Here is a 20,143-nt window from a genome sequence, read left to right as displayed (position 1 = left end):
CGATGGATTTATGGATTTCACCGGTTCGTGATTCGTCGCACGACGTCCGTCCCGCGCGCTCACGCGGTCCTGTGGTTTCGATTGTGTGAGCGATGTGAGACAATCCCATGCCTCGGCGCCCGAAGTTCCGAGATATTGGGTAATCTGAACACGTTAGACACGAACCCCCGCAAGACACTCACCATATCGATACGTGAATGTGGGCCGTTTCCCGGCGGGGATACGCACAAAGAGGGATTATGAATTTCTTCCAAGCCATCGTTCTGGGACTGGTCCAGGCGCTCACCGAATACCTTCCGGTGTCTTCAAGCGCGCATATCCGCATTGTCGGCGAGCTGATGCTTCATTCCGACCCGGGTGCCGCGTTCACCGCCATCATCCAGCTCGGCACCGAGCTTGCGGTCATCCTTTATTTCCGCCGTGATATCGCCAATATTCTGGCCCACTGGTTTTCCTGCCTGTTCGGCCATCGCGGCAAAGACTGGAAATCACGGCTTGGCAAAGGCGACCGTGATGCCACATTTGGCTGGTACATCATCATCGGCACCATTCCCATCCTCATCGCCGGCCTCCTCTTCCAGAAGGCCATCGAGACCACGCTGCGCAATCTGTGGATCACCGTCACGGTGCTTCTGCTTTTCGGCATCCTTCTGTGGGTCGTTGACGCGCGATTCCCCGAACGCAAGACCGTTCGCGAGATGAATTGGAAAGACGCCCTGCTTTTCGGCGTCGGCCAGATGCTGGCGCTGATTCCCGGCGTCTCCCGTTCCGGCGGCACCATCACCTTCGGCCGTGCGATGGGCTATACGCGCGAGGATGCCGTGCGTGTGAGCTTTATCATGGCCATTCCCGCTGTATTCGGCTCCGGCGTCCTTGAAGCTCTCAAAGCGGTCGAGGATTACAAAAGCGAGCCGAACTTCCCGGGATGGGGTGCGACATTGGCCGCCATGGTGGTCAGCTTCCTGGTCGGCTATTTCGTGATCATCGCGTTCCTGAAATTCGTTTCGACGTTCTCGTACAAGGCATTCGCCGTCTACCGCATCATCATCGCCGTCGTGGTCGCGATTCTTTTGATTGCCGGCGTGCTTCAGGCCTCTCCTGCCGCCGAGGCCGCGGTGTCGGCGATTTCACCGATTGTCGCCATGATTTGATGGTATTCGTCGTTCTTTGATCGAGCGACATTATGCGAAAGAAGGTGCCTGCCGAACATGTGATCGGCAGGCACCTTCTTGGTTGGACTGTGTTGTTTGCGATATCGGTTATATGCTATCCGCCTTCCGGCGTCGCAGGTGTTCAGTCTTGGATGTGCGAAAGGAATTCTTCGGCCTCCTGGGCTATCGCGTCGCCGCGTGAAACCGTGCCGTCGCCCAACTTGTCGAGCTGCTGGTCAAGGTCGTATTTGGATTCAAGATGGTGGATATAGAACTTCAGATCGTCGTTGCAATTGGCAAGGACGTCGGCCTGCGCCTTCCATGTCACGCATTGCTGCGGCAGAGTTCCGGCATCGAGCTCGACGCCGAGTATCTGCGAAAGCCTCTGCAACAACTGCAACGAGCCTTGCGGGCATTCGTCCCCAGCCAGGTATTGGGGTACGGAGACCCACATCGAATTGGTGCTGAACCCTTCCTGTTCGGCGAACATGTCGAGCACCGTGGGGATGCCGACCGGCCCGTCATAGGGGTTACCGCCTTTGCTGTGCTTCTCCGAGTCTTTGACGGCACCTCCGCGAATGCTTGATTCGCCGCGTCGCAACGCTGATTCTTCGATGGGCAGTGGGCGGGTGTGCGGGCAGTCGGCGAACATCGATCCCAGAGTCACGATTTCGCTGATATCGAGTTCATCGGCGATACGCAGGGAGTGACGGCAATAATCGATCCAGCGGTAATTGGGTTCGGGGGCTATCTGGGCATAGATACGGGTTTCGGGTGCAACCGTGATTTCGTAGAAGGTCGTTTGCGGCCAGACGATACGGGCCTGACCGGTGATGTGGCAGATCATCGGACGCGCGGACTGCAGGTCGTAATAGCTGTCGGTGCGGATATGCCTGATTTCGCGTGATTCATATGTGGCCACGAGATGCCGGATCACGTTGGTGGCTGCCTGGCTGGCGTCGTTCCACCCCTCGAAAGCGCAGACCATCATAGGCTTCGTTGTTTTCGCATCAATTGTCATGAATCCTAATGTAGTTGGTGGAAACCTTGGAATTTGAGGGCTTAAGCCATCGGTGAATGACTTTCATCTACGGGAGTAGAAACAGACATTGCCACAGACCGTATTGAGGTGACCAATTATCCTGCAGAACATTGATATTCCGCGGCGACACGCAGCCATTTGTAAAATCGGGCAAGAGCATATATAGTTATCTCTCGTGCTTCGGTGGAGAAATCCACTGAGACTTTGCGGACATAGCTTAGTTGGTAAAGCGCGACCTTGCCAAGGTCGAGAGCGCGGGTCCGAGTCCCGTTGTCCGCTCTAGGTCCGAGGAGTTGTACACGACCTTACGGTGGGTTAGCCAATCGGTTAGGCAGCGGCCTGCAAAGCCGTATAGACGAGTTCGACTCTCGTACCCACCTCGGAAGAGGAAACCTTTGGTTTCCGAATCCAAGCAACCTGGGCGGTTGGCGCAGAGGCTAGCGCACTTCCCTGACACGGAAGGGGTCACAAGTTCGAATCTTGTATCGCCCACAAGGACCGGAGGAAACTCCGGTTTTTGTTTCATAATTCAAAGTAATCGGGTGATTAGCGCAGCGGTTAGCGCACTTCCCTCACACGGAAGGGGTCGCTGGTTCGATTCCAGCATCACCCACAGTTTTCTTACGAGTCAGCATTTTATGCTCGTTCTTTCAATTATTCTGTCGCTGTTTGATGTCGTGGTCTGACATCATTTTTTATTTGCATCGCCAGGAATGGCATATCGCAGGTCCTCTGATATGCAGATATCGTTCATTGCCTGCCGCTATCATTGGATTTCCGAGCATTAGATATATTGCGAAAATATTTTGGGAGATCGAATGGCAAGTGATTCCGTAAAGACCGCGTTGTTGGCGAATGTCGGAGTGGCGGTCGCCAAAGGGCTTGCGGCCGCGTTCACCGGCTCGTCGGCCATGCTGAGCGAGGCGGTGCATTCCGTGGCCGATTGCGCCAATGAACTGGTGCTTATGGTGGGCGGCAGGGCTGCTGCGAAGTCGAACCGGGACCATCCTTTCGGTCTTTACCGGGCCAAATACCTTGCCTCGTTTCTCGTGGCGACCCTGCTGTTCTTCGTGGGCGGATGGTTCTCGTCGTCACAGAGCTTCGGAAAGCTTGTCGGGCTTGCCAACGGTTCGATGCCGAGAGACGTCGAATCAATCGAGTTGCTGGCCTCTTTGGCGGTTATCGTCATTTCGGCGTGCTTGGAAGGCTATGGCCTGCATACCTCGATTCGTGAAGCCCGAGAGCGCATGGAGACGCTGAAGATCGGCGACATCAATCTGTTCGCGTTCTGGCGAAAGACCAAAAGCGCCGAGCTCGCTTCGGTGATGATGGAAGACACGCTGGCTCTCGTGGGATTGGTATTCGCCGGCTTGGGCATCGCCCTCGCGTTGGTTACCGGTGACGAGATCTGGGATGCTGTAGGCGGCATGTGCGTCGGCATCATCCTTATCGTCGGAGCCGTGGCGCTCGGGTTCAAATCGGGTTCGTTGCTCATCGGAGAAGCGGTGGAGCCTGTGATGGTCTCACGCATTCGAGACGCCGTGGAGCAGACGAGCGGGGTAGACCGGCTGATCAACTTGCAGGCCATGCATATGGCCGAAGACGATATCCTGCTATGTCTTAAGGTGCAGACGTCCAAACTCGACCGTGACTACGATGTCGAAACCGTCAACAAGATCGAATCCGCAGTGCGTCAAGCATTGCCTTTCTATCGTTTCGAAATCTACGTGGAACCTGATCTGTATAGAAGGCCAGAAGAATAAAACTGTTGAGGAATAAACAGGCATGGTGACTTTGCTGAATGCTTGTGTTCCTTCGTCGAAGACAACAGGGTGTTCGCCTGCTTTCCGTCCTGGTGACATCAGGAATGAGAAAGGACATGACATGGGCGTCATCGTAGCCAGTTCCGGATTCCGCCAGGATACCGATGACGGTTGGCTCGAAATGGGCAACGACACCATGTTGGTGGCCTCACGTCAAACGGGAAGGTATTTCCTTCGTTCGCTGTTAATAGCCGACGGCAGCATTGAGGGAGCTTGAAATGCCCGTATTCCAACGATTTCGCGCGTATCGTTCGCGCTTATGCCGAGAATACGAAACGTTCAACGCGCCGAGGACTTGCACAGATCGCTACTTATCGGTATTCTCACTATGTTGTCTTTTGCGGACATAGCTTAGTTGGTAAAGCGCGACCTTGCCAAGGTCGAGACCGCGGGTCCGAGTCCCGTTGTCCGCTCTCATTCCCTTCTTTCTCAGTGTCAATGAATCCTACGCTTATTTCTTGAAGTAATTAATTCTTTACCATTCTTGATTGGGGTTGGCGGATATGCCTTGCTCGGGCGTAAGACACGGCCGAGCAAAATCAAAGATTTTGCCTTCGCGCTCGATGCATCGCGCTCACTTCGCCTAAACGGCGCCCACAGGGCTTCGTTCTTAACGGCTCAGCCAAAAGCGTCCCGAACAAGGCATATCCCCAAACCCCGCACAGTAAGTGGCCTTGTGGGATACATCGCTTTCGCAGCCATGTCGGCCTGCTCTCATATTGTTGTCACTGTTGAATTACCGTCCAGGTCTGCCCCTAGTAACGCGGACCCTGAAAGCAAAGGACACCTATCATGGCTGAACAAACCATCTCCATCACACTCAACGGAAGCGCAAAGGAGGTGGAAGCCACACAGACCGGCACCGATCTCTTTGCCGATGACAAGAACATCATCGCTGTACGTCTCAACGGCAAGCCTCGTGACCTTTACACCCCGCTTCATGACGGCGACACCGTCGAACCCATCGCTTTGGACAGCGAGGACGGCCTGGCGATCATGCGCCACTCCGCCACCCATGTCATGGCGCAGGCCGTTCAGGAGATTCGACCGGATGCCAAGCTCGGCATCGGCCCGGCCATCGAAAACGGCTTCTACTATGATTTCGACGTCGACAAGCCCTTCACCCCTGATGACTTGAAGGAAATCGACAAGCGCATGAAGCGCATCATCAAGTCCTCGCAGTCGTTCCGCCGCCGTGTGGTCAGCGAGGACGAGGCAAAGGCCGAGGAAGCCGCCCAGCCATACAAGCTCGAGCTCATCGGCAAGAAGAAGGAAGACATCGACGAAACCGTCGGCACCGAGGTGCCGAATCAGGGCGAAATCACGATGTATGACAATCTTGACCGTGACGGCAATATCGTCTGGAAAGACCTCTGCCAAGGGCCGCACCTGCCCAATACCCGCTATATCAAGGCATTCAAGCTGGAACGTACCGCCGCCGCCTACTGGCTCGGCGACGAGCACAATCCGTCGATGCAGCGTATCTATGGCACGGCCTGGGCTTCCAAGGAAGATCTCAAGGCCTATCAGACCCGCATGGAGGAGGCCGCCAAGCGCGACCACCGCAAGCTCGGAGCCGAAATGGACCTCTTCTCCTTCCCGGAGGAGATCGGACCCGGCCTGGCCGTCTTCCACCCGAAGGGCGGCGCGATCATCAACGCCATGGAGGATTACTCCCGTGAGATGCACCGCAAGGCCGGCTACAGCTTCGTGCAGACCCCGCACATCACCAAGGGCGGCCTCTACGAGACCAGCGGCCACCTGCAGTGGTACAAGGACGGCATGTTCCCGCCGATGCACCTCGACGAGGAGAGCGACGAGAACGGCAACATCACCAAGCAGGGCTTCGACTACTACCTAAAGCCCATGAACTGCCCGATGCACAACCTCATCTTCAAGTCCCGCCAGCGCTCTTACAAGGAGCTGCCGCTGCGCCTCTTCGAGTTCGGCACCGTCTACCGCTACGAGAAGAGCGGCGAGGTCCACGGGCTGACCCGCGTGCGCGGCTTGACGCAGGACGATTCCCATATCTACTGCACCCGTGAGCAGATGAAGGACGAGTTGAAGTCCATCCTCAACTTCGTCTTGAAGGTCCTGAAGGACTTCGGCCTGAACGACTTCTACCTTGAGCTTTCCACCAAGGACGAGAAGAAGTTCGTCGGAAGCGACGAGATCTGGACCGAGGCTACCGAGACGTTGCGTGAGGTCGCCGAGGAATCCAAGCTCGAGCTCGTCGCCGATCCGGGCGGGGCCGCTTTCTACGGCCCGAAGATCTCCGTGCAGGCCCGTGACGCCATTGGCCGCACCTGGCAGGTCTCGACCATCCAGCTCGACTTCAACCTGCCCGAGCGCTTCAAGCTCGAGTACATCGCGAAGGACGGCACCCACCAGCGCCCGGTGATGATTCACCGCGCCCTGTTCGGTTCCATCGAGCGTTTCTTCGCCATCCTGCTCGAGCATTATGCCGGCGCCTTCCCGGTCTGGCTGGCCCCGGTCCAGGTCACGGGCATTCCTGTGGCCGACGAGTTCGCGCCTCATCTGCGCAAGTTCATCGATTCCCTGACGCAGGAGACCGTGCGCTGCGAGATGGACACTTCCGACGACCGCTTCGGCAAGAAGATCCGCAATGCCTCGAAGTCGAAGGTTCCCTTCACTCTGATCGTCGGCGAGGATGACGTCAACAAGAACGCGGTGAGCTTCCGCTTCCGCGACGGCAGCCAGCTCAACGGTGTTCCTGTCGAGACGGCCAAGGCCGATATCCTGAAGGTCATCAAGTCCCGTGCCCAGGTCAACAACGCCGATGATTTCGCAGAAGCGACGAAGTAAGAAAACCTGCCCCAAGGAAAAGCTGAAGCATGCTTGAGAAACTACGACCACCGTTCAAACGCCTCATCGCCCCGATAGCAAAGCTGTTGGTGGCGGTGGGTCTGACGGCAAACGCAGTGACCGTTATCGGGGCAGTCGGTACGATTCTCGTGGCCATTGCCACGGGAATCACCGGCTGGCTCATCCCAGGTTCCATACTGCTGGCCATTCTTGCGGCGTTCGATTCATTGGACGGATCGGTGGCGGCGTTGACCACGGGAGGCACCAAATTCGGAGCTTTCCTGGATTCGACGCTCGACCGCATTGCCGATTGGGCGGTTTTGGTCGCGGTCATCATCTTCTTCTGCCTGCATCGTGACTGGTGGTACAATCCGGCGACAACGAGTGCACCCGATATCGTCAGTTACCTCGGAGTCGGTGCGGCATTGTATGCGATCATGACCTCGTTCGTGACCTCGTATGCCCGTGCTCGCGCCGAGTCGGTCGGTTATGAGGCCAAGAACGGCATTGCCACCAGAAGCGACCGTTTGGTGATCATTCTGATCGGCATGCTGCTGACCGGCATCTTCGGTAGCCCTTTGTGGCTTTTGGCGTTTATCCTCATCCTCGCGGTTCTGGGAACCATCACGGTTTTCCAGCGCATCTTTGAAGTACGCCGGCAGATGAAAGCCGACGGCGCAATCTGAAACCACGTGCAAAGCCTGTCTTGCGATACCTCGTTTGGTTGCCGGACAGGCTTTTGCGTACCGTCTTGACGCGGCGTTACGTTACGAACACAACATGGTATGTGATTCGTTTGCAGAGACGGCGGCAGGGCAATATGGCCGCATCTCCATCAAGCCTGAAGGACAATAACCGCAATGTTCGATAATTTTCTCGTATTTCTTGCCAAACACCCAAGGATCATCCCCGAGCCACTGCTTCGTGGCCTTTTCCTCTGTGCTGCCGATATCTGCTGGCTGTTGCATATCGGGGGAGTGCAGCAGCTTGAGCGCAACCTGCGTCATGTCCTTGAATCACGTGACGGAAGCGTATCGCAAACAATGCTGCGCAAGACAAGCCACAAGGGCATGCGCTCCTATTTCACGTATTTCGCAGAGGCGATGACGGTGGGCGGGCAGAGCGATGAACGGCTGCTGGCCCGGGCCAGGCCGATTGGACCGGGACTGCCCATCTGCAAAGAACTGGTGCACGACAATCCCGGCAGTGCGCCCATGGCCATCAGCCATCAAGGTAACTGGGATTACGAAGGGTTTCTCGCGGCGGATGTTATCGCGCCGGTAACTGTGACCGCGGAACGGCTCAAAAACCAGAAACTGCTTGACGTCTTCATCGAAATCCGCAAGCGTATGGACATCACGGTACTGCTGACCGGCCAGCCCCACTTGATCGAGAAACTGGAGGGGGCACTGGCCAAGCCTCACGTACTGGTGCCTCTGCTCGCCGACCGTGATTTGAGCCGGTACGGCGAATTCGTGCATGCCTTCGGCTCCACCATCAGGGTGGCGCGGGGGCCGGCGACGCTGGCTCTCGATACCGGCAAGCCGCTGTTCGTGGTCAATATGTTCCGTGAAAGGCTTCATGGCGAGGCACGACGCAAAGCGGGCATCGGCTATGGTTACGTCGTCGATCTCAGCGCTCCCATCGATGTCGCTCAGTTCCGCGGTCTGCCTCGTGAAGAGGCCATTCACGCCATCAGTCAGGCATGGGTGGACGTGTGGAGCCGTGATATTGCCGCGCATCCCGAGGATTGGCACATGCTGCAGCCGATTTTCATCGAGGATTTGGATATGTCCCGACTCAAGGATGTGCCCGATGACGTGCTGGCCGAACTCAGACAGATCAATGCAGACGATAACACCAAGCCCATCGGAAAGTGATTATTGTCTCTATGGTGATTGGTCAGGAATCAAACCGCGAAATACCGAAGCTATGGCAGAATGAAGAATCATGTCCTATGTAGAAAACGAAGAGACCATCGAGCGCCCGGATCCGCTTCATGGCAGAAAACTGAATGTCGGCATCATCTCCCCGTATTCGTTTGAGACGCCTGGCGGCGTTCAGTTCCACATCCGTGATTTCGCGGAGGAACTGATGAAACGCGGGCATACCGTGGAGGTGCTTGCGCCCGGAAGACGCACCAGGGACATGCCGCTATGGGTGACCACCAACGATTCCTCGTTTTCCATACCCTACAACGGATCGGTGGCACGCCTCAGTTATTTCGGTTTCGTCGGTCCGCGCACCCGGCGTTGGGTCAAACAGGGCCATTTCGATATCGTCCATCTGCACGAACCGGAGACCCCGTCGTTGAGCCACAAGCCGCTGACGATGATCCACCATCCGCCGTTCGTCGGCACCTTCCACGCCGCGTTCGACCCCTATCCGTTGGCATTGCGTTTCTTCCAGGGCTATCTGAGGCGCTATCTCTCCCCGCTTTCCGCAGGCATCTGCGTCTCGGATGCGGCCAAGGACGTGGTGAAGCATTATGGGCCTCGCAAGATTCGATACGACGTTATTCCCAACGGCATCAACCGCGGGTTTTTCGCCGATGCGCAACCCAAGCAATCTTGGCAGGGGACGAAGAAAGAACCGACCATCGGCTTCCTGGGGCGCATGGGGGAGAGCCGCAAAGGGTTCTCCGTGTTTGCCTGTGCCGCGTATGACATTGTCAAACAGTATCCCTCGGCCCGTTTCCTCTGTGCGGGAACCGGTCAGCATGACGCGATGAAAATACTGGCCAACATCGACCCGAGCGGAACGCTCGCCGATCATTTCGAATTCCTGGGGAGGATCAGCGACCAGGACAAGGCGCGATTCTACCGATCGCTTGACGTCTATGTTGCCCCTCAGACAGGAGGGGAGAGTTTCGGCATCGTCCTGGTCGAAGCCATGGCCGCCTCATGCGCCGTGGTCTCCAGCGACCTTGATGCGTTTGCGGCCGTCGCTCAAAACGGTGAGGATGCGGCGTTGTTTGCCAATGGCGACGGGCATGATTGCGCGCGTCGGATAATTTCGCTGCTGGACAACCCACAACGTCGGCAACGTCTGCGTCAGGCGGGCTTTGAACATTCGAAACAGTACGACTGGGCTGAAGTGGCCGACCGCGTTTTGGAGGTCTACGCCCGTGTATTGTCGTGAAACTGCTTTAAAATTGTTACGTTTAACGTATTCGTATACCTGCTAGGAGCAATATGTCAGGGCATTCCAAGTGGGCGACCACTAAAAACAAGAAGGCCGCCATCGACGCGAAGCGCGGCAAGCTGTTCGCGAAACTCATCAAGAACATCGAGATCGCGGCCCGTTTGGGCGGCGGTGATCCGGACGGCAATCCGACCCTTTATGACGCCATCGTCAAGGCCAAGAAGGCCTCCATGCCGGCGGACAACATCAAGCGCGCCGTCAAGCGCGGTTCCGGTGCCGAGGCCGGCGCTGCCAACTACGAGTCCATCAACTATGAAGGCTATGCGCCTGCCGGCGTTGGGCTGATTATCGAGTGCCTCACCGACAACCGCAACCGCGCGGCCGCCGAAGTGCGCTCCACGCTGACCAAGGGCAACGGCTCGCTGGCCACCAGCGGCTCCGTGAGCTTCAATTTCGAGCGTAAGGGCCAGATCGTGGTGCCTTCCGAGGGGCTCGATTACGACAACATCTTCGAGGTCGCCGCCGAGGCTGGCGCCGAGGATGTCAAGGACGAGGGCGAAGTCTACGTCGTCGTCACCGCACCCGAGGACATGGTCGCGGTTCGTGAGGCTCTGCAGAAGGCCAATGTCGACTATGATTCGGCCGATCTGGTCATGATTCCGAAGACCGAGATCGATCTTGGTCTTGAGGATGCTCAGAAGGTCTCCAAGTTGATCGACAACCTCGACGACCTTGACGATGTGCAGAACATCTACAGCAACTGGACCGCCTCCGACGAGGTCATGGAACAGCTGGATGCGGAGTAATTCGCTGTGATTATTCTTGGCGTCGACCCCGGGCTTACCCGCTGCGGGGTCGGTGTAATTGAAGCCGACGCGTCGCGCCGGCTTTCTTTTGTTCATGTCGATGTCGTGCGCAGTGATCCGCATATCTCGCAGGATCTTCGTCTTCTGGCCATCTACAACGGACTGGCGGCGAAGATCGACCGGTTCGTGCCGGACACCGTTTCCATCGAGCGTGTCTTCGCGCAGGAAAACCGCAATACGGTATTGGGCACGGCACAAGCAGCCGGACTGGCGATGCTTGCCGCGGCTCAACGCGGGATTCCCGTGGCCCTCCACACGCCGACCGAAGCCAAGATGGCCGTGACCGGCAACGGACGCGCCGAAAAGATCCAGGTGGAACGCATGGTCGCGCGTATCCTGAACCTCAACAAGATTCCGGAACCCGCCGACGCGGCCGATGCCTTGGCACAGGCGATATGCCATGCGCTGCGTCCCTCCGGTGCGCTCCAGGGCGGAGAACGCGAGCAGCATCTCACCTTGGCCCAGCGCCAATGGGCGCAGGCGCAGCAGCACGCCAAGAAACGCCACAGCGTCGATAGGGGCATGTAAGCTATCGAACAGATGTTCGAATACTTGAGATGTCGTCTTATCGGTTCTTCATCGGCAATTCGGCCAATCTTGATTTCGGTTCATCGCAATTGCAAATGGTGTTGAGTCGGTTCACGGCTTCTTGGCAGCGGGAGTGACAGATGATTGGAATGCTCAAGGGCAAGGTGGAAAGCGTAGGAGACGCCGCGGCCCTGATCGATGTCAACGGCATCGGCTTCGAAGTGCGTATGCCTGCCGCGGAGCTTTCGGCTCTGCATACCGGCCAGGATGCCAAGGTGTTCACCTCGCTCAACGTATCGCAGGATGCCATTGCACTCTACGGGTTTCTTTCGCCGTCCTCGAAGCGTATGTTTCTGCAGTTGCAGAAGGTCAGCGGCATCGGTCCGCGTGTGGCGTTGTCGCTGCTCTCGACGCTTCCTCCCGACAAGCTCGCGAGAACCGTCATGGACGGAGACGCGGCGGCCTTGGCCAAGGCGCCGGGGTTGGGCAAAAAAGGTGCGCAGAAGATTATCCTCGAACTGCGTGGATCCATTAATCTCGACGAGATCGAAAGCGGTCGCGCCTCCGACGAACCCGAATACGACACCGGCACCACCGAGGTCATCGAAGGCTTGGTCTCCTTGGGTTGGCGGGAAAGCGACGCTGCTCGCGCGGTGACGAAGGTTTGCAAGGACAACGACATCAGGACGCCGCTGGAGAATGCGGATATTCCCAAAGTTTTGAAACTGGCATTGACATCTTTGGATCGGGGGCGCTAAATCATTATGGCAGAGACCAACGGATCACAGTCCAACATAGGGGCCGATGAGCAATCGTTGCGCATGATTTCCTCCGAGCCGATAGGCAATGAACCCGTCAGTGATGAGGAGCTTCGCCCGAGGGCACTTGAAGGTTTTATCGGTCAACCCTTGCTGAAAGCCCAATTACAGCTCTTCTTGGACGCTGCAAGAAAACGTGACGTGCCACCTGACCATATCCTCCTTGCGGGCCCTCCTGGATTAGGCAAGACCACGCTGGCGATGATCGTGGCCAATGAGTTGCAGGTGCCGATACGTGTGACTTCCGGTCCGGCCATCCAGCATGCAGGCGATTTGGCTTCCATCCTGAGCTCCCTGGATGAGGGTGAGGTCCTGTTCATCGACGAGATTCACCGTCTGCCTCGACCGGCGGAAGAATTGCTGTATATCGCCATGGAGGATTTCAGAGTCGATGTGATGGTGGGCAAGGGTCCAGGCGCTTCTTCTATTCCACTGACCTTGCCTCGATTCACCGTCATCGGTGCCACGACGCGTGAAGGCATGCTGCCCTCACCGTTGCGCGCCCGTTTCGGGTTCACCGCCCATCTGGACTTCTATCCTCACGAGGAGCTTGAGCGGCTTATCGAACGCAGCGCGGGTGTGCTTGGCATCAGTTTGGCGTCGGGGAGTGCAAAACAGCTTTCCCTGCGCAGCCGTGGTACGCCCCGTATCGCCAACCGTCTGCTCCGGCGTGTTCGCGATTGGGCGATTGTCCATGACCTCGATGAAATCGGACCTGATGATGTTCAGGCGGCACTCGAGCTCTATCAGATCGATTCGGAAGGCCTTGACAGGCTCGATCTGGCCGTGCTCAACGCCATTGTCAGGAATTTCGACGGCGGACCGGTCGGTCTCAACAATCTTTCGGCGATGGTGGGTGAGGAATCCGAAACGGTGGAAACTGTCTGCGAACCTTATCTGGTGCGTGAAGGATTCCTGGTTCGTACCCCGAAAGGGAGGGTCGCGACCGAAAAAGCCTGGCGTCATCTGGGCCTTGTTCCCAGAGATGATGTCAATAAGTTATTCTAAAATCCGGTACGGTAGGTATGTAGATATCAGAGAGTTTGGCATCTTCAGCAAGTCCGTAGTGAACGTCTCGTCCGATTGGAGTTACCTGTGACTGGTGGCAATACGATTTTTATTTTCGTTCTTTTTGTTGCGATGATTGCATTGATGTGGTGGCAGTCGCGCAAATCGAAACAACAGCAGCAGAAGGTTCAGGATTTCCGCAGTTCGTTGAAGCCCGGCGAGTTGGTGCAGACCATTGGCGGCATTATCGGTGAGGTCGTTTCCGTAGACACCAAGTACGAAGAGATCGTCATCGACTCGGAAGGCTCGAAGCTTCGCTTCACCTTCCGCGCCATCAGCAAGAAATACGAACGTCCGGCTTTCATCGATGATGACGAGGTGGACGAGGACGGCAACCCTATCGTCGATGCTGATGAGGAACCTGCAAATGATGCCGAGGATGTCAACAATACGACAGATCGGACATCGGCATCCGATGATCAGGCGCAGAAACCCTTTGACAGTCTCGACGAAACCGAAGAAACGGAACAACACTCGGATGACGGCGTGGAAAACGCCGGTGGCACTCCCAAGGATGATGCCGCTACGCAAGAGGATAGTCCAAAAGACAAGTGATTCCTCGTTCACAGTTGTGGGTTGATGTTTCGAACATGGACCCAAGATCAATAATCAATGGCCAATAGGCAGTAAGGCTTGCTCATGACACAATCTGATATCACCATCACAGAACTTGGCAAGGTCGGTGCAGAGGATGCACAATACATGGCCTCGCTCATCCGCACCATTCCGGGCTTTCCGAAAAAAGGTGTGATGTTCCGTGATTTCATCCCGGTTCTTGCAGATTCTCGTGGATTCTCCATCCTGATGAAGGCACTGGAAACGGCACTGCCGGTTTCCGTTGATTCCTTCGACTACATCGCTGGTCTGGAGGCCCGCGGCTTTCTGATTGGACCGCCTCTCGCGGCGCGGCTCGGCAAGCGTTTCCTCGCTGTACGCAAGGCCGGAAAACTACCTCCGGAGACCATTGGCGAAAGCTACTCGCTGGAATATGGCGAAGCCAAGGTTGAAATCGAAAAAGACGCGATCCAACCAGGCGACAAAGTGCTGATTGTCGATGATCTGATTGCTACGGGCGGTACGGCCAAGGCCGCGGCCGATCTCATCTCCAAGGCCGGGGGCCAGGTTGTCGGTTTCAGCTTCGTGATGGAACTCATCGGTCTTACGGGACGCAGCGATCTGGGTGATGTGCCAATCAGCTCCTTGGTGACGATGCCTGCCTGAGTCAGGGCGTTGGACGTCGAAGCGCAGGTTGAATGAGCATCTATCGGTAAGAGGGGTCAAATGGATCTTTATGAATATCAGGCAAGGCATTTGCTTGCGGAACAAGGTATCGATACGCCTACAGGCATATTCGCCCAGAATTCCCATGAAGTGGCCGTTGCCGCTGATGAAATCGGCTATCCTTGTGTCGTCAAAGCGCAGGTTCGTACCGGGCATCGTGGGCAGGCCGGCGGGGTAAAACTCGCGAAGACGCAGGATGAGGCGATTCTCTCCTCGGAACAGATTCTGCCGATGACCATCAGCGGGCACAAGGTGAACGGCGTTTTGGTCGCCGAAGCCAAGAACGTGCTCCATGAGTACTATGTTTCCATCTCACTCGATCGCTCCTCCCGCGATTTCGATGTATTGGCCACGGCCAACGGCGGTACCGAGGTCGAGGAAATAGCACGGGAACATCCGGAATCGGTCAAACGCCTGCATATCAGCGCTTTGGAGGATTTCGACATCGATGCTGCCCGTAAAATGGCGGAATCCATTGGTTTTTATCACGCGGATGTCGATCAGGCTGCCGATGTGCTGCTCAAAATGTGGAAATGTTTCAAGGACAACGACGCGACACTGGTGGAAATCAACCCATTGGCAAAAATCGGCGATCCCGATGACGAATCCTCCAAGAAGCTCTGCGCTCTTGACGCCAAAATATCGTTGGATGACAATGCCGCATTCCGGCACGACGGCTGGAAACAATTCGCCGACACTACGCACACGGATATGTTCGAGGAACGTGCCAAAGAGCACGGACTGCATTACGTTCATCTGAAAGGTGAGGTCGGGGTCATCGGCAATGGTGCAGGGCTTGTGATGAGCTCGCTGGACGCCGTTTCCGGTGCTGGACAAGAACAGGGCAACGGTGCCAAGCCCGCCAATTTCCTTGATATCGGGGGAGGCGCATCGTCGGAGATCATGAGTGAAAGCCTGTCGATCGTGCTTTCGGACCCGCAGGTGGAAGCGGTGTTCGTCAATGTCTATGGCGGTATCACGGCTTGCGATGAGGTGGCGCATGGAATCCTCGAAGCCCTTGCTGCGCTGAATGTCTCCAAACCGATTGTCGTCCGCTTCGACGGCAACGCCGCGCGGCTCGGCTTGAAGATACTCGAGGACGCGCACAATCCCAATATCCATGTCAGTGGCACCATGGAAGAGGCCGCACAAGAGGCCGCAAGGCTGGCAAAGCCCATTAAGGAGGCCACCAAATGACATTGTTCGTTGAAGACAACGCTCCGGTCATCGTTCAGGGCATGACCGGGCACCAAGGCATGACGCATACGGCACGTATGCTCAACGCAGGCACGAATATCGTAGGGGGCGTCAATCCTCGCAAGGCCGGCCAGAGTGTGGCATTCCATGTGGAAGCGTCCGACAGCGACGTTTCCATTCCTGTGTACGCGACTTGCGGCGAAGCCAAAGAAGCTACCGGGGCTCAGGCAAGCGTGATTTTCGTTCCCCCTCGTTTCGCAAAGAGCGCGATGCTGGAAGCCATTGACGCCGGTATCGGTCTCATCGTCGTCATCACCGAAGGCATCCCTGTGGCCGACACGGCCTATTGCGTCGAGTTGGCGTTGCAGAAGGGCATCAGGATCATCGGGCCCAATTGCCCGGGTCTCTTAAAACTTCCCCAGGCCGATGATCCTGCCGATCATGGCATCAACCTCGGCATCATTCCCGACGGAATCGTTTCTTCCGGTCCGCTCGGTTTGGTTTCCAAATCCGGAACCCTGACCTACCAGCTGATGGGGGAGCTCTCCGACATTGGTTTTACGGCCTGCATCGGTGTCGGCGGCGACCCGATAGTGGGTACGACGTTGGTCGAAGCGCTGCAACAATTCGAGGCCGATGAAGCGACCAAAGCCGTTGTCATGATCGGTGAGATCGGCGGCAACGCCGAGCAGGATGCCGCTGCCTGGGCCAAAGACCATATGACCAAACCCGTGGTTGCCTACATCGCTGGTTTCACCGCTCCTGAAGGCAAACAGATGGGGCATGCCGGTGCTATAGTCTCCGGCGGAAAAGGCACAGCCAAAGACAAGAAGGAAGCGCTCGAAGCCGCTGGTATTTCGGTAGGCAAGACCCCCGGGCAGGCGGCTCAGCTCGTTCGCCAGCTCATGAACGGCGGTACTTCCAAGGCATGAGCACACACCAGCGGCCATGGTTCAAGGGAATACTGATAGCTCTTGGCGCATCCGTGATCTTCACGGTGTGCCTCGGCTTTTTCATGGCGCTGACATTGTTGGTCGTCTCCATGGAAGAAGGCGGCGGAACCCTTTCCAATGATTCTGTTCCCCTGACCTTGGCGATTGTGCTCTTAAGCCAAGGCGCGGGTTTCCGGGCAGGGGCCATCACTTTGAGCGTTGTTCCTCTGCTTTTGACGGTTCTGCTCATCTGGCTGATTGCTTGGTTGACCAAAGTGCTTTCCCGCAGCCTACAAGCCTATGTCTCCGGTATTTTGCTTTGGACGGCGATTATGTGGGTGTTCGCGCAGAACGTCGCGGTCATCCTCCAGGATCCTGTCTGGCTGGTGATGCTCAAGACCGCCATGGTGTTCAGCGTGGGTTTTCTTTGCGGTGCCTTGCCGCAATCACAAACGATGAAACGATGCGTCAAGTTCGTCCGCGATAGTGTTTCCGACCGTCTGGCGCTAAGTCTGAAACTCGGTTTCGCCAATACGGCCGTATTGCTCTTGGGCTATTTCGCCATCGGCCTTGTCACGCTTATTGTTTGGGTCGTCACCAATCAAAGTGCGATGCTTCGCGTCTTTCACATGGCCAACATGCAGACAGGGTCACGGATTCTGACCACGATCTGCACCTTGGCTTGGTTGCCCAATCTCTGCCTGTGGGCGCTTTCATGGCTGTTCGGTTCCGGATTTGCCATAGGCGATCTGGCGTCGTTTACCTTGTGGAACGACCATGCCGCAGGTCTTCCGGCTGTGCCGGTTTTTGCGATATTCCCACAGGCCGTTTCCAACGATATGCTCCGTATCGGTTTCATATCGATACCCCTTGTCTGTGGATTTCTCATCGGTGTCATCGAACTGTTCCTGCCACGTTGCTTCGCCATCGGTGCAGGCAAGCCGGACGAGCCCGTGAACGTCGGCAAAATCATCGTTCAGTTCCTGTATCCGATGCTTTCCTTCTTCCTGACCAGCGCCTTGATGTCCTTGTGCGTCAACGTTCTTTTCGGACTTTCTTCCGGTGCTCTTGGACAGCACCGCCTGGCCCACGTAGGTGTCGATTCGGCAGCGTCTTCCCGGGTGGTATGCCTGCCCAGCGCCCTCGGCTTCTCCGCCGCCTGGCTCCTTTCCGTTGTGGTCGTCGCTTTGGTCTTTGCGATGAGGCTGTTCTTCGGATATCTGAGAGCACAGGGCAAGATGGGTGCCAACGAAACGCACGGCAGCCACGGTGATACCGATAACGACGCTTTCGTCCCCGATGTTTCCAATTCTTCGGTCTCGTCATCAGCAACCGGTCTTGCACCGGAAGATGAGACAGAAATCCCATAGTACCGCCACAACAAAGGGAGAGACAGATGACAGCAACCAATCGCATGGTCAAACGGGCCCTGGTATCGGTTTATGACAAAACCGGCATCGAAGGGCTTGCCAGGGCGTTCGTCAAGGCAGGAACCGAAGTCGTTTCCACCGGATCCACCGCGAAACGACTTCTTGAACTCGGTGTGAACGTGACCGAAGTACAGGCGGTCACCGGTTTCCCCGAAAGTCTTGGAGGACGCGTCAAAACGCTCGACCCCCACATTCATGCGGGCATCTTGGCCGATATGACCAATCCCGCGCAGGCTGAAGAACTTGAATCATTGAATATCAAGCCTTTCGACATGGTCATCGTCAACCTCTACCCCTTTGCGGACACTGTCCGGTCGGGGGCCGGCGAAGCCGATATCATCGAGAAAATCGATATCGGCGGGCCCTCCATGATTCGCGGAGCAGCAAAGAACAGCGCCAGTGTGGCGGTCATCACCGATCCTCAGGACTACGCTCTCGCTGCACGGCGCGTGGCCGATGGCACCGGGTTCTCGTTGGAAGAACGTCGCTGGCTGGCCGCCAAGGCCTTTGCGACTACAGCAGCTTACGACGCCACCATAGCCGAGTGGACAGGAAGCCATTGGCCTCAACCGGCGGGCGTTGTCGACGTCGCTGCTTCGCACGGGCAGGACGCCGCCGGATCTCAGGAGAGTAAGCAACCCGAAGAAAACCATGAAACCGAGCTGTTTCCCGCTCATCTCACCCGTACATGGAACTATGAGCACGGGCTGCGTTACGGCGAAAACCCGCATCAGCAGGCAAGTCTGTACGTCGACGTGTTGGACCAGACCGGCTTCGCCCATGCGCAGCAACTTGGCGGCAAGCCGATGAGCTACAACAATTACGTCGATGCGGATGCTGCCTGGCGCGCGGTTTGGGATTTTGCACCGCAGATTGCCGTTGCCGTGTGCAAGCACAACAATCCTTGCGGGCTTGCGGTCGGCAAGAGCGTTGCGCAGGCGCACCTCAAGGCGCACGCCTGCGATCCCATGAGCGCCTATGGCGGTGTGATCGCAGCCAATTCGACGGTCACCCTTGAGATGGCGCAGAACGTCCGACCGATTTTCACCGAAGTCATCGTGGCTCCCGATTATGAGCCGGAGGCGCTTCAACTGCTGAAGGCGCACAAGAAGAACCTACGCATCCTCAAAGTGGCACAGCGGCCGCACACCGATATGCAGTTCCGTCAGATCGACGGCGGCATTCTGGTGCAGTCCATCGACAGAATCGACGCTTCGGGCGATAATCCCGATCAATGGAAATTGGTTTCGGGCCAAGCCGCTGATGCAGATACTCTCAAGGATCTGGAATTTGCGTGGAGGGCGATACGATGCGTGAAATCCAATGCCATCCTTCTTGCACACGACCAGGCTACGGTAGGCATCGGCATGGGGCAGGTCAACCGTGTCGATTCTTGCCATCTGGCGGTCGAGCGTGCCAATACCTTGGCTGACGGCGCGAACCGTGCGCAAGGTTCCGTGGCCGCTTCCGACGCGTTCTTCCCCTTTGCCGACGGTGCCGAGGCGCTGATTGACGCCGGTGTAAAGGCCATCGTGCAGCCGGGCGGGTCCATCCGCGATAAGGAAGTCATCGAGGCGGCGCAGAAGCGCGGAATCACCATGTATCTGACGGGCACGAGGCATTTCTTCCACTGAGTTCGCTCGCTGCGGTGTCGGACTTGCGATAGTCTGATGCACCAAAATACCGGTACAAGGCTAAAATAGGCCGCGTACCGGTATTTTTGTTTCCAAAGGAATGACCATGTCCCACAAGCACCCCTATGTCTCCGAGAAAAACGAAGGCAAACCACTGTTCGAATGGGGAGTGCTTGCCCTGGTCATTATCGCCGCTCTGCTGGCAGGTTTCGGATACACGATGGCCGCCACAGCGGTGTTCGCTGCGACGGCCATCATTACCGGACTGATCAGATTGATCCTTAAAGACCGGAGTCCCTGGAAAATCCGTTCAGTCGGATTCGATGCCTTTATCGGTATCGTTTTGGGAATCGGATTGTTGGTCGTTTACTTCAGTATTCAACTGCTGATGTAGACGATCCGT

The 20,143-nt window shown here is 56.7% G+C and carries 19 protein-coding genes and 5 tRNA genes; 23 read left to right on the top strand and 1 reads right to left on the bottom strand.

The features are described from left to right. Positions 1-239 precede the first annotated feature (239 nt). Entirely contained in the window at positions 240-1,151 is a 912-nt protein-coding gene (gene uppP, locus OZX64_RS04965; protein WP_277171768.1) for an undecaprenyl-diphosphatase UppP, read from the top strand. A 142-nt stretch (positions 1,152-1,293) separates the two neighbouring features. Here uppP and OZX64_RS04960 read toward each other — a convergent pair whose 3' ends face one another. Next, entirely contained in the window at positions 1,294-2,172 is an 879-nt protein-coding gene (locus OZX64_RS04960) for a PAC2 family protein (RefSeq protein ID WP_277171766.1), read from the bottom strand. Positions 2,173-2,399: 227 nt separating this feature from the next. Here OZX64_RS04960 and OZX64_RS04955 point away from each other — a divergent pair. From OZX64_RS04955 to OZX64_RS04850, 22 genes are all read left to right on the top strand, one after another. Beyond that, a tRNA-Gly gene (locus OZX64_RS04955) sits at positions 2,400-2,472 on the top strand. Between the two features lie 30 nt (positions 2,473-2,502). Next, a tRNA-Cys gene (locus tag OZX64_RS04950) sits at positions 2,503-2,573 on the top strand. 39 nt (positions 2,574-2,612) lie between these two features. Further along, positions 2,613-2,685 (top strand) — tRNA-Val (locus OZX64_RS04945). Positions 2,686-2,733: 48 nt separating this feature from the next. Next, positions 2,734-2,806, top strand: a tRNA-Val gene (locus tag OZX64_RS04940). 205 nt (positions 2,807-3,011) lie between these two features. Further along, positions 3,012-3,956 (top strand): cation diffusion facilitator family transporter, encoded by a 945-nt coding sequence (locus OZX64_RS04935; RefSeq protein WP_277171764.1) that lies wholly within the window; start codon positions 3,012-3,014, stop codon positions 3,954-3,956. A gap of 121 nt (positions 3,957-4,077) precedes the next feature. Then, complete coding sequence (locus OZX64_RS04930; protein WP_277171763.1) at positions 4,078-4,233, top strand: hypothetical protein; 156 nt, start codon at positions 4,078-4,080, stop codon at positions 4,231-4,233. Between the two features lie 123 nt (positions 4,234-4,356). Beyond that, positions 4,357-4,429: transfer RNA gene (locus OZX64_RS04925), tRNA-Gly, on the top strand. A gap of 379 nt (positions 4,430-4,808) precedes the next feature. After that, entirely contained in the window at positions 4,809-6,842 is a 2,034-nt protein-coding gene (gene thrS, locus OZX64_RS04920; RefSeq protein WP_277171761.1) for a threonine--tRNA ligase, read from the top strand. Positions 6,843-6,871: 29 nt separating this feature from the next. Further along, positions 6,872-7,528 carry a CDP-alcohol phosphatidyltransferase family protein gene (locus OZX64_RS04915; RefSeq protein ID WP_277159489.1) on the top strand — a complete coding sequence of 219 codons (657 nt, stop codon included), beginning with the start codon at positions 6,872-6,874 and terminating at the stop codon, positions 7,526-7,528. A 174-nt stretch (positions 7,529-7,702) separates the two neighbouring features. Beyond that, entirely contained in the window at positions 7,703-8,722 is a 1,020-nt protein-coding gene (locus tag OZX64_RS04910; protein WP_277171759.1) for a phosphatidylinositol mannoside acyltransferase, read from the top strand. Between the two features lie 70 nt (positions 8,723-8,792). Next, positions 8,793-9,983 carry a glycosyltransferase family 4 protein gene (locus OZX64_RS04905; protein WP_277171758.1) on the top strand — a complete coding sequence of 397 codons (1,191 nt, stop codon included), beginning with the start codon at positions 8,793-8,795 and terminating at the stop codon, positions 9,981-9,983. Between the two features lie 53 nt (positions 9,984-10,036). Beyond that, positions 10,037-10,792: a YebC/PmpR family DNA-binding transcriptional regulator gene (locus OZX64_RS04900; RefSeq protein WP_277157341.1), complete on the top strand. Its 756-nt coding sequence runs from the start codon at positions 10,037-10,039 to the stop codon at positions 10,790-10,792. A 6-nt stretch (positions 10,793-10,798) separates the two neighbouring features. Continuing rightward, complete coding sequence (ruvC, locus tag OZX64_RS04895; protein WP_277157342.1) at positions 10,799-11,380, top strand: crossover junction endodeoxyribonuclease RuvC; 582 nt, start codon at positions 10,799-10,801, stop codon at positions 11,378-11,380. 140 nt (positions 11,381-11,520) lie between these two features. Next, positions 11,521-12,138, top strand: a complete 618-nt coding sequence (gene ruvA / locus OZX64_RS04890; RefSeq protein WP_277171757.1) for a Holliday junction branch migration protein RuvA — start codon at positions 11,521-11,523, stop codon at positions 12,136-12,138. 6 nt (positions 12,139-12,144) lie between these two features. Continuing rightward, positions 12,145-13,206: a Holliday junction branch migration DNA helicase RuvB gene (ruvB, locus tag OZX64_RS04885; RefSeq protein ID WP_277157344.1), complete on the top strand. Its 1,062-nt coding sequence runs from the start codon at positions 12,145-12,147 to the stop codon at positions 13,204-13,206. A gap of 105 nt (positions 13,207-13,311) precedes the next feature. After that, positions 13,312-13,821 carry a preprotein translocase subunit YajC gene (locus tag OZX64_RS04880; RefSeq protein ID WP_277174981.1) on the top strand — a complete coding sequence of 170 codons (510 nt, stop codon included), beginning with the start codon at positions 13,312-13,314 and terminating at the stop codon, positions 13,819-13,821. Positions 13,822-13,905: 84 nt separating this feature from the next. Next, positions 13,906-14,487, top strand: coding sequence for an adenine phosphoribosyltransferase (locus OZX64_RS04875; RefSeq protein WP_277171755.1), 582 nt, complete (start codon positions 13,906-13,908; stop codon positions 14,485-14,487). Between the two features lie 60 nt (positions 14,488-14,547). Further along, the gene (gene sucC, locus OZX64_RS04870; protein WP_277171753.1) at positions 14,548-15,744 is read left to right on the top strand and encodes an ADP-forming succinate--CoA ligase subunit beta; all 1,197 of its coding nucleotides are present in this window, start codon (positions 14,548-14,550) and stop codon (positions 15,742-15,744) included. After that, positions 15,741-16,676 (top strand): succinate--CoA ligase subunit alpha, encoded by a 936-nt coding sequence (gene sucD / locus OZX64_RS04865; protein WP_277171751.1) that lies wholly within the window; start codon positions 15,741-15,743, stop codon positions 16,674-16,676. Before sucC ends, sucD begins: the two co-directional genes overlap by 4 nt. Then, positions 16,673-18,046, top strand: coding sequence for a DUF6350 family protein (locus tag OZX64_RS04860; RefSeq protein WP_277171750.1), 1,374 nt, complete (start codon positions 16,673-16,675; stop codon positions 18,044-18,046). Before sucD ends, OZX64_RS04860 begins: the two co-directional genes overlap by 4 nt. A gap of 26 nt (positions 18,047-18,072) precedes the next feature. Then, positions 18,073-19,740, top strand: coding sequence for a bifunctional phosphoribosylaminoimidazolecarboxamide formyltransferase/IMP cyclohydrolase (purH, locus tag OZX64_RS04855; RefSeq protein ID WP_277171748.1), 1,668 nt, complete (start codon positions 18,073-18,075; stop codon positions 19,738-19,740). Positions 19,741-19,846: 106 nt separating this feature from the next. Continuing rightward, positions 19,847-20,134, top strand: coding sequence for a DUF3017 domain-containing protein (locus tag OZX64_RS04850; protein ID WP_277157350.1), 288 nt, complete (start codon positions 19,847-19,849; stop codon positions 20,132-20,134). The last annotated feature ends 9 nt before the right edge of the window (positions 20,135-20,143 follow it).

This window comes from Bifidobacterium sp. ESL0704 (assembly GCF_029392075.1).
Lineage (GTDB): Bacteria > Actinomycetota > Actinomycetes > Actinomycetales > Bifidobacteriaceae > Bifidobacterium.
Note: the sequence above shows the minus strand (reverse complement) of the source record. Positions and strands in the feature narration are given on the sequence as shown.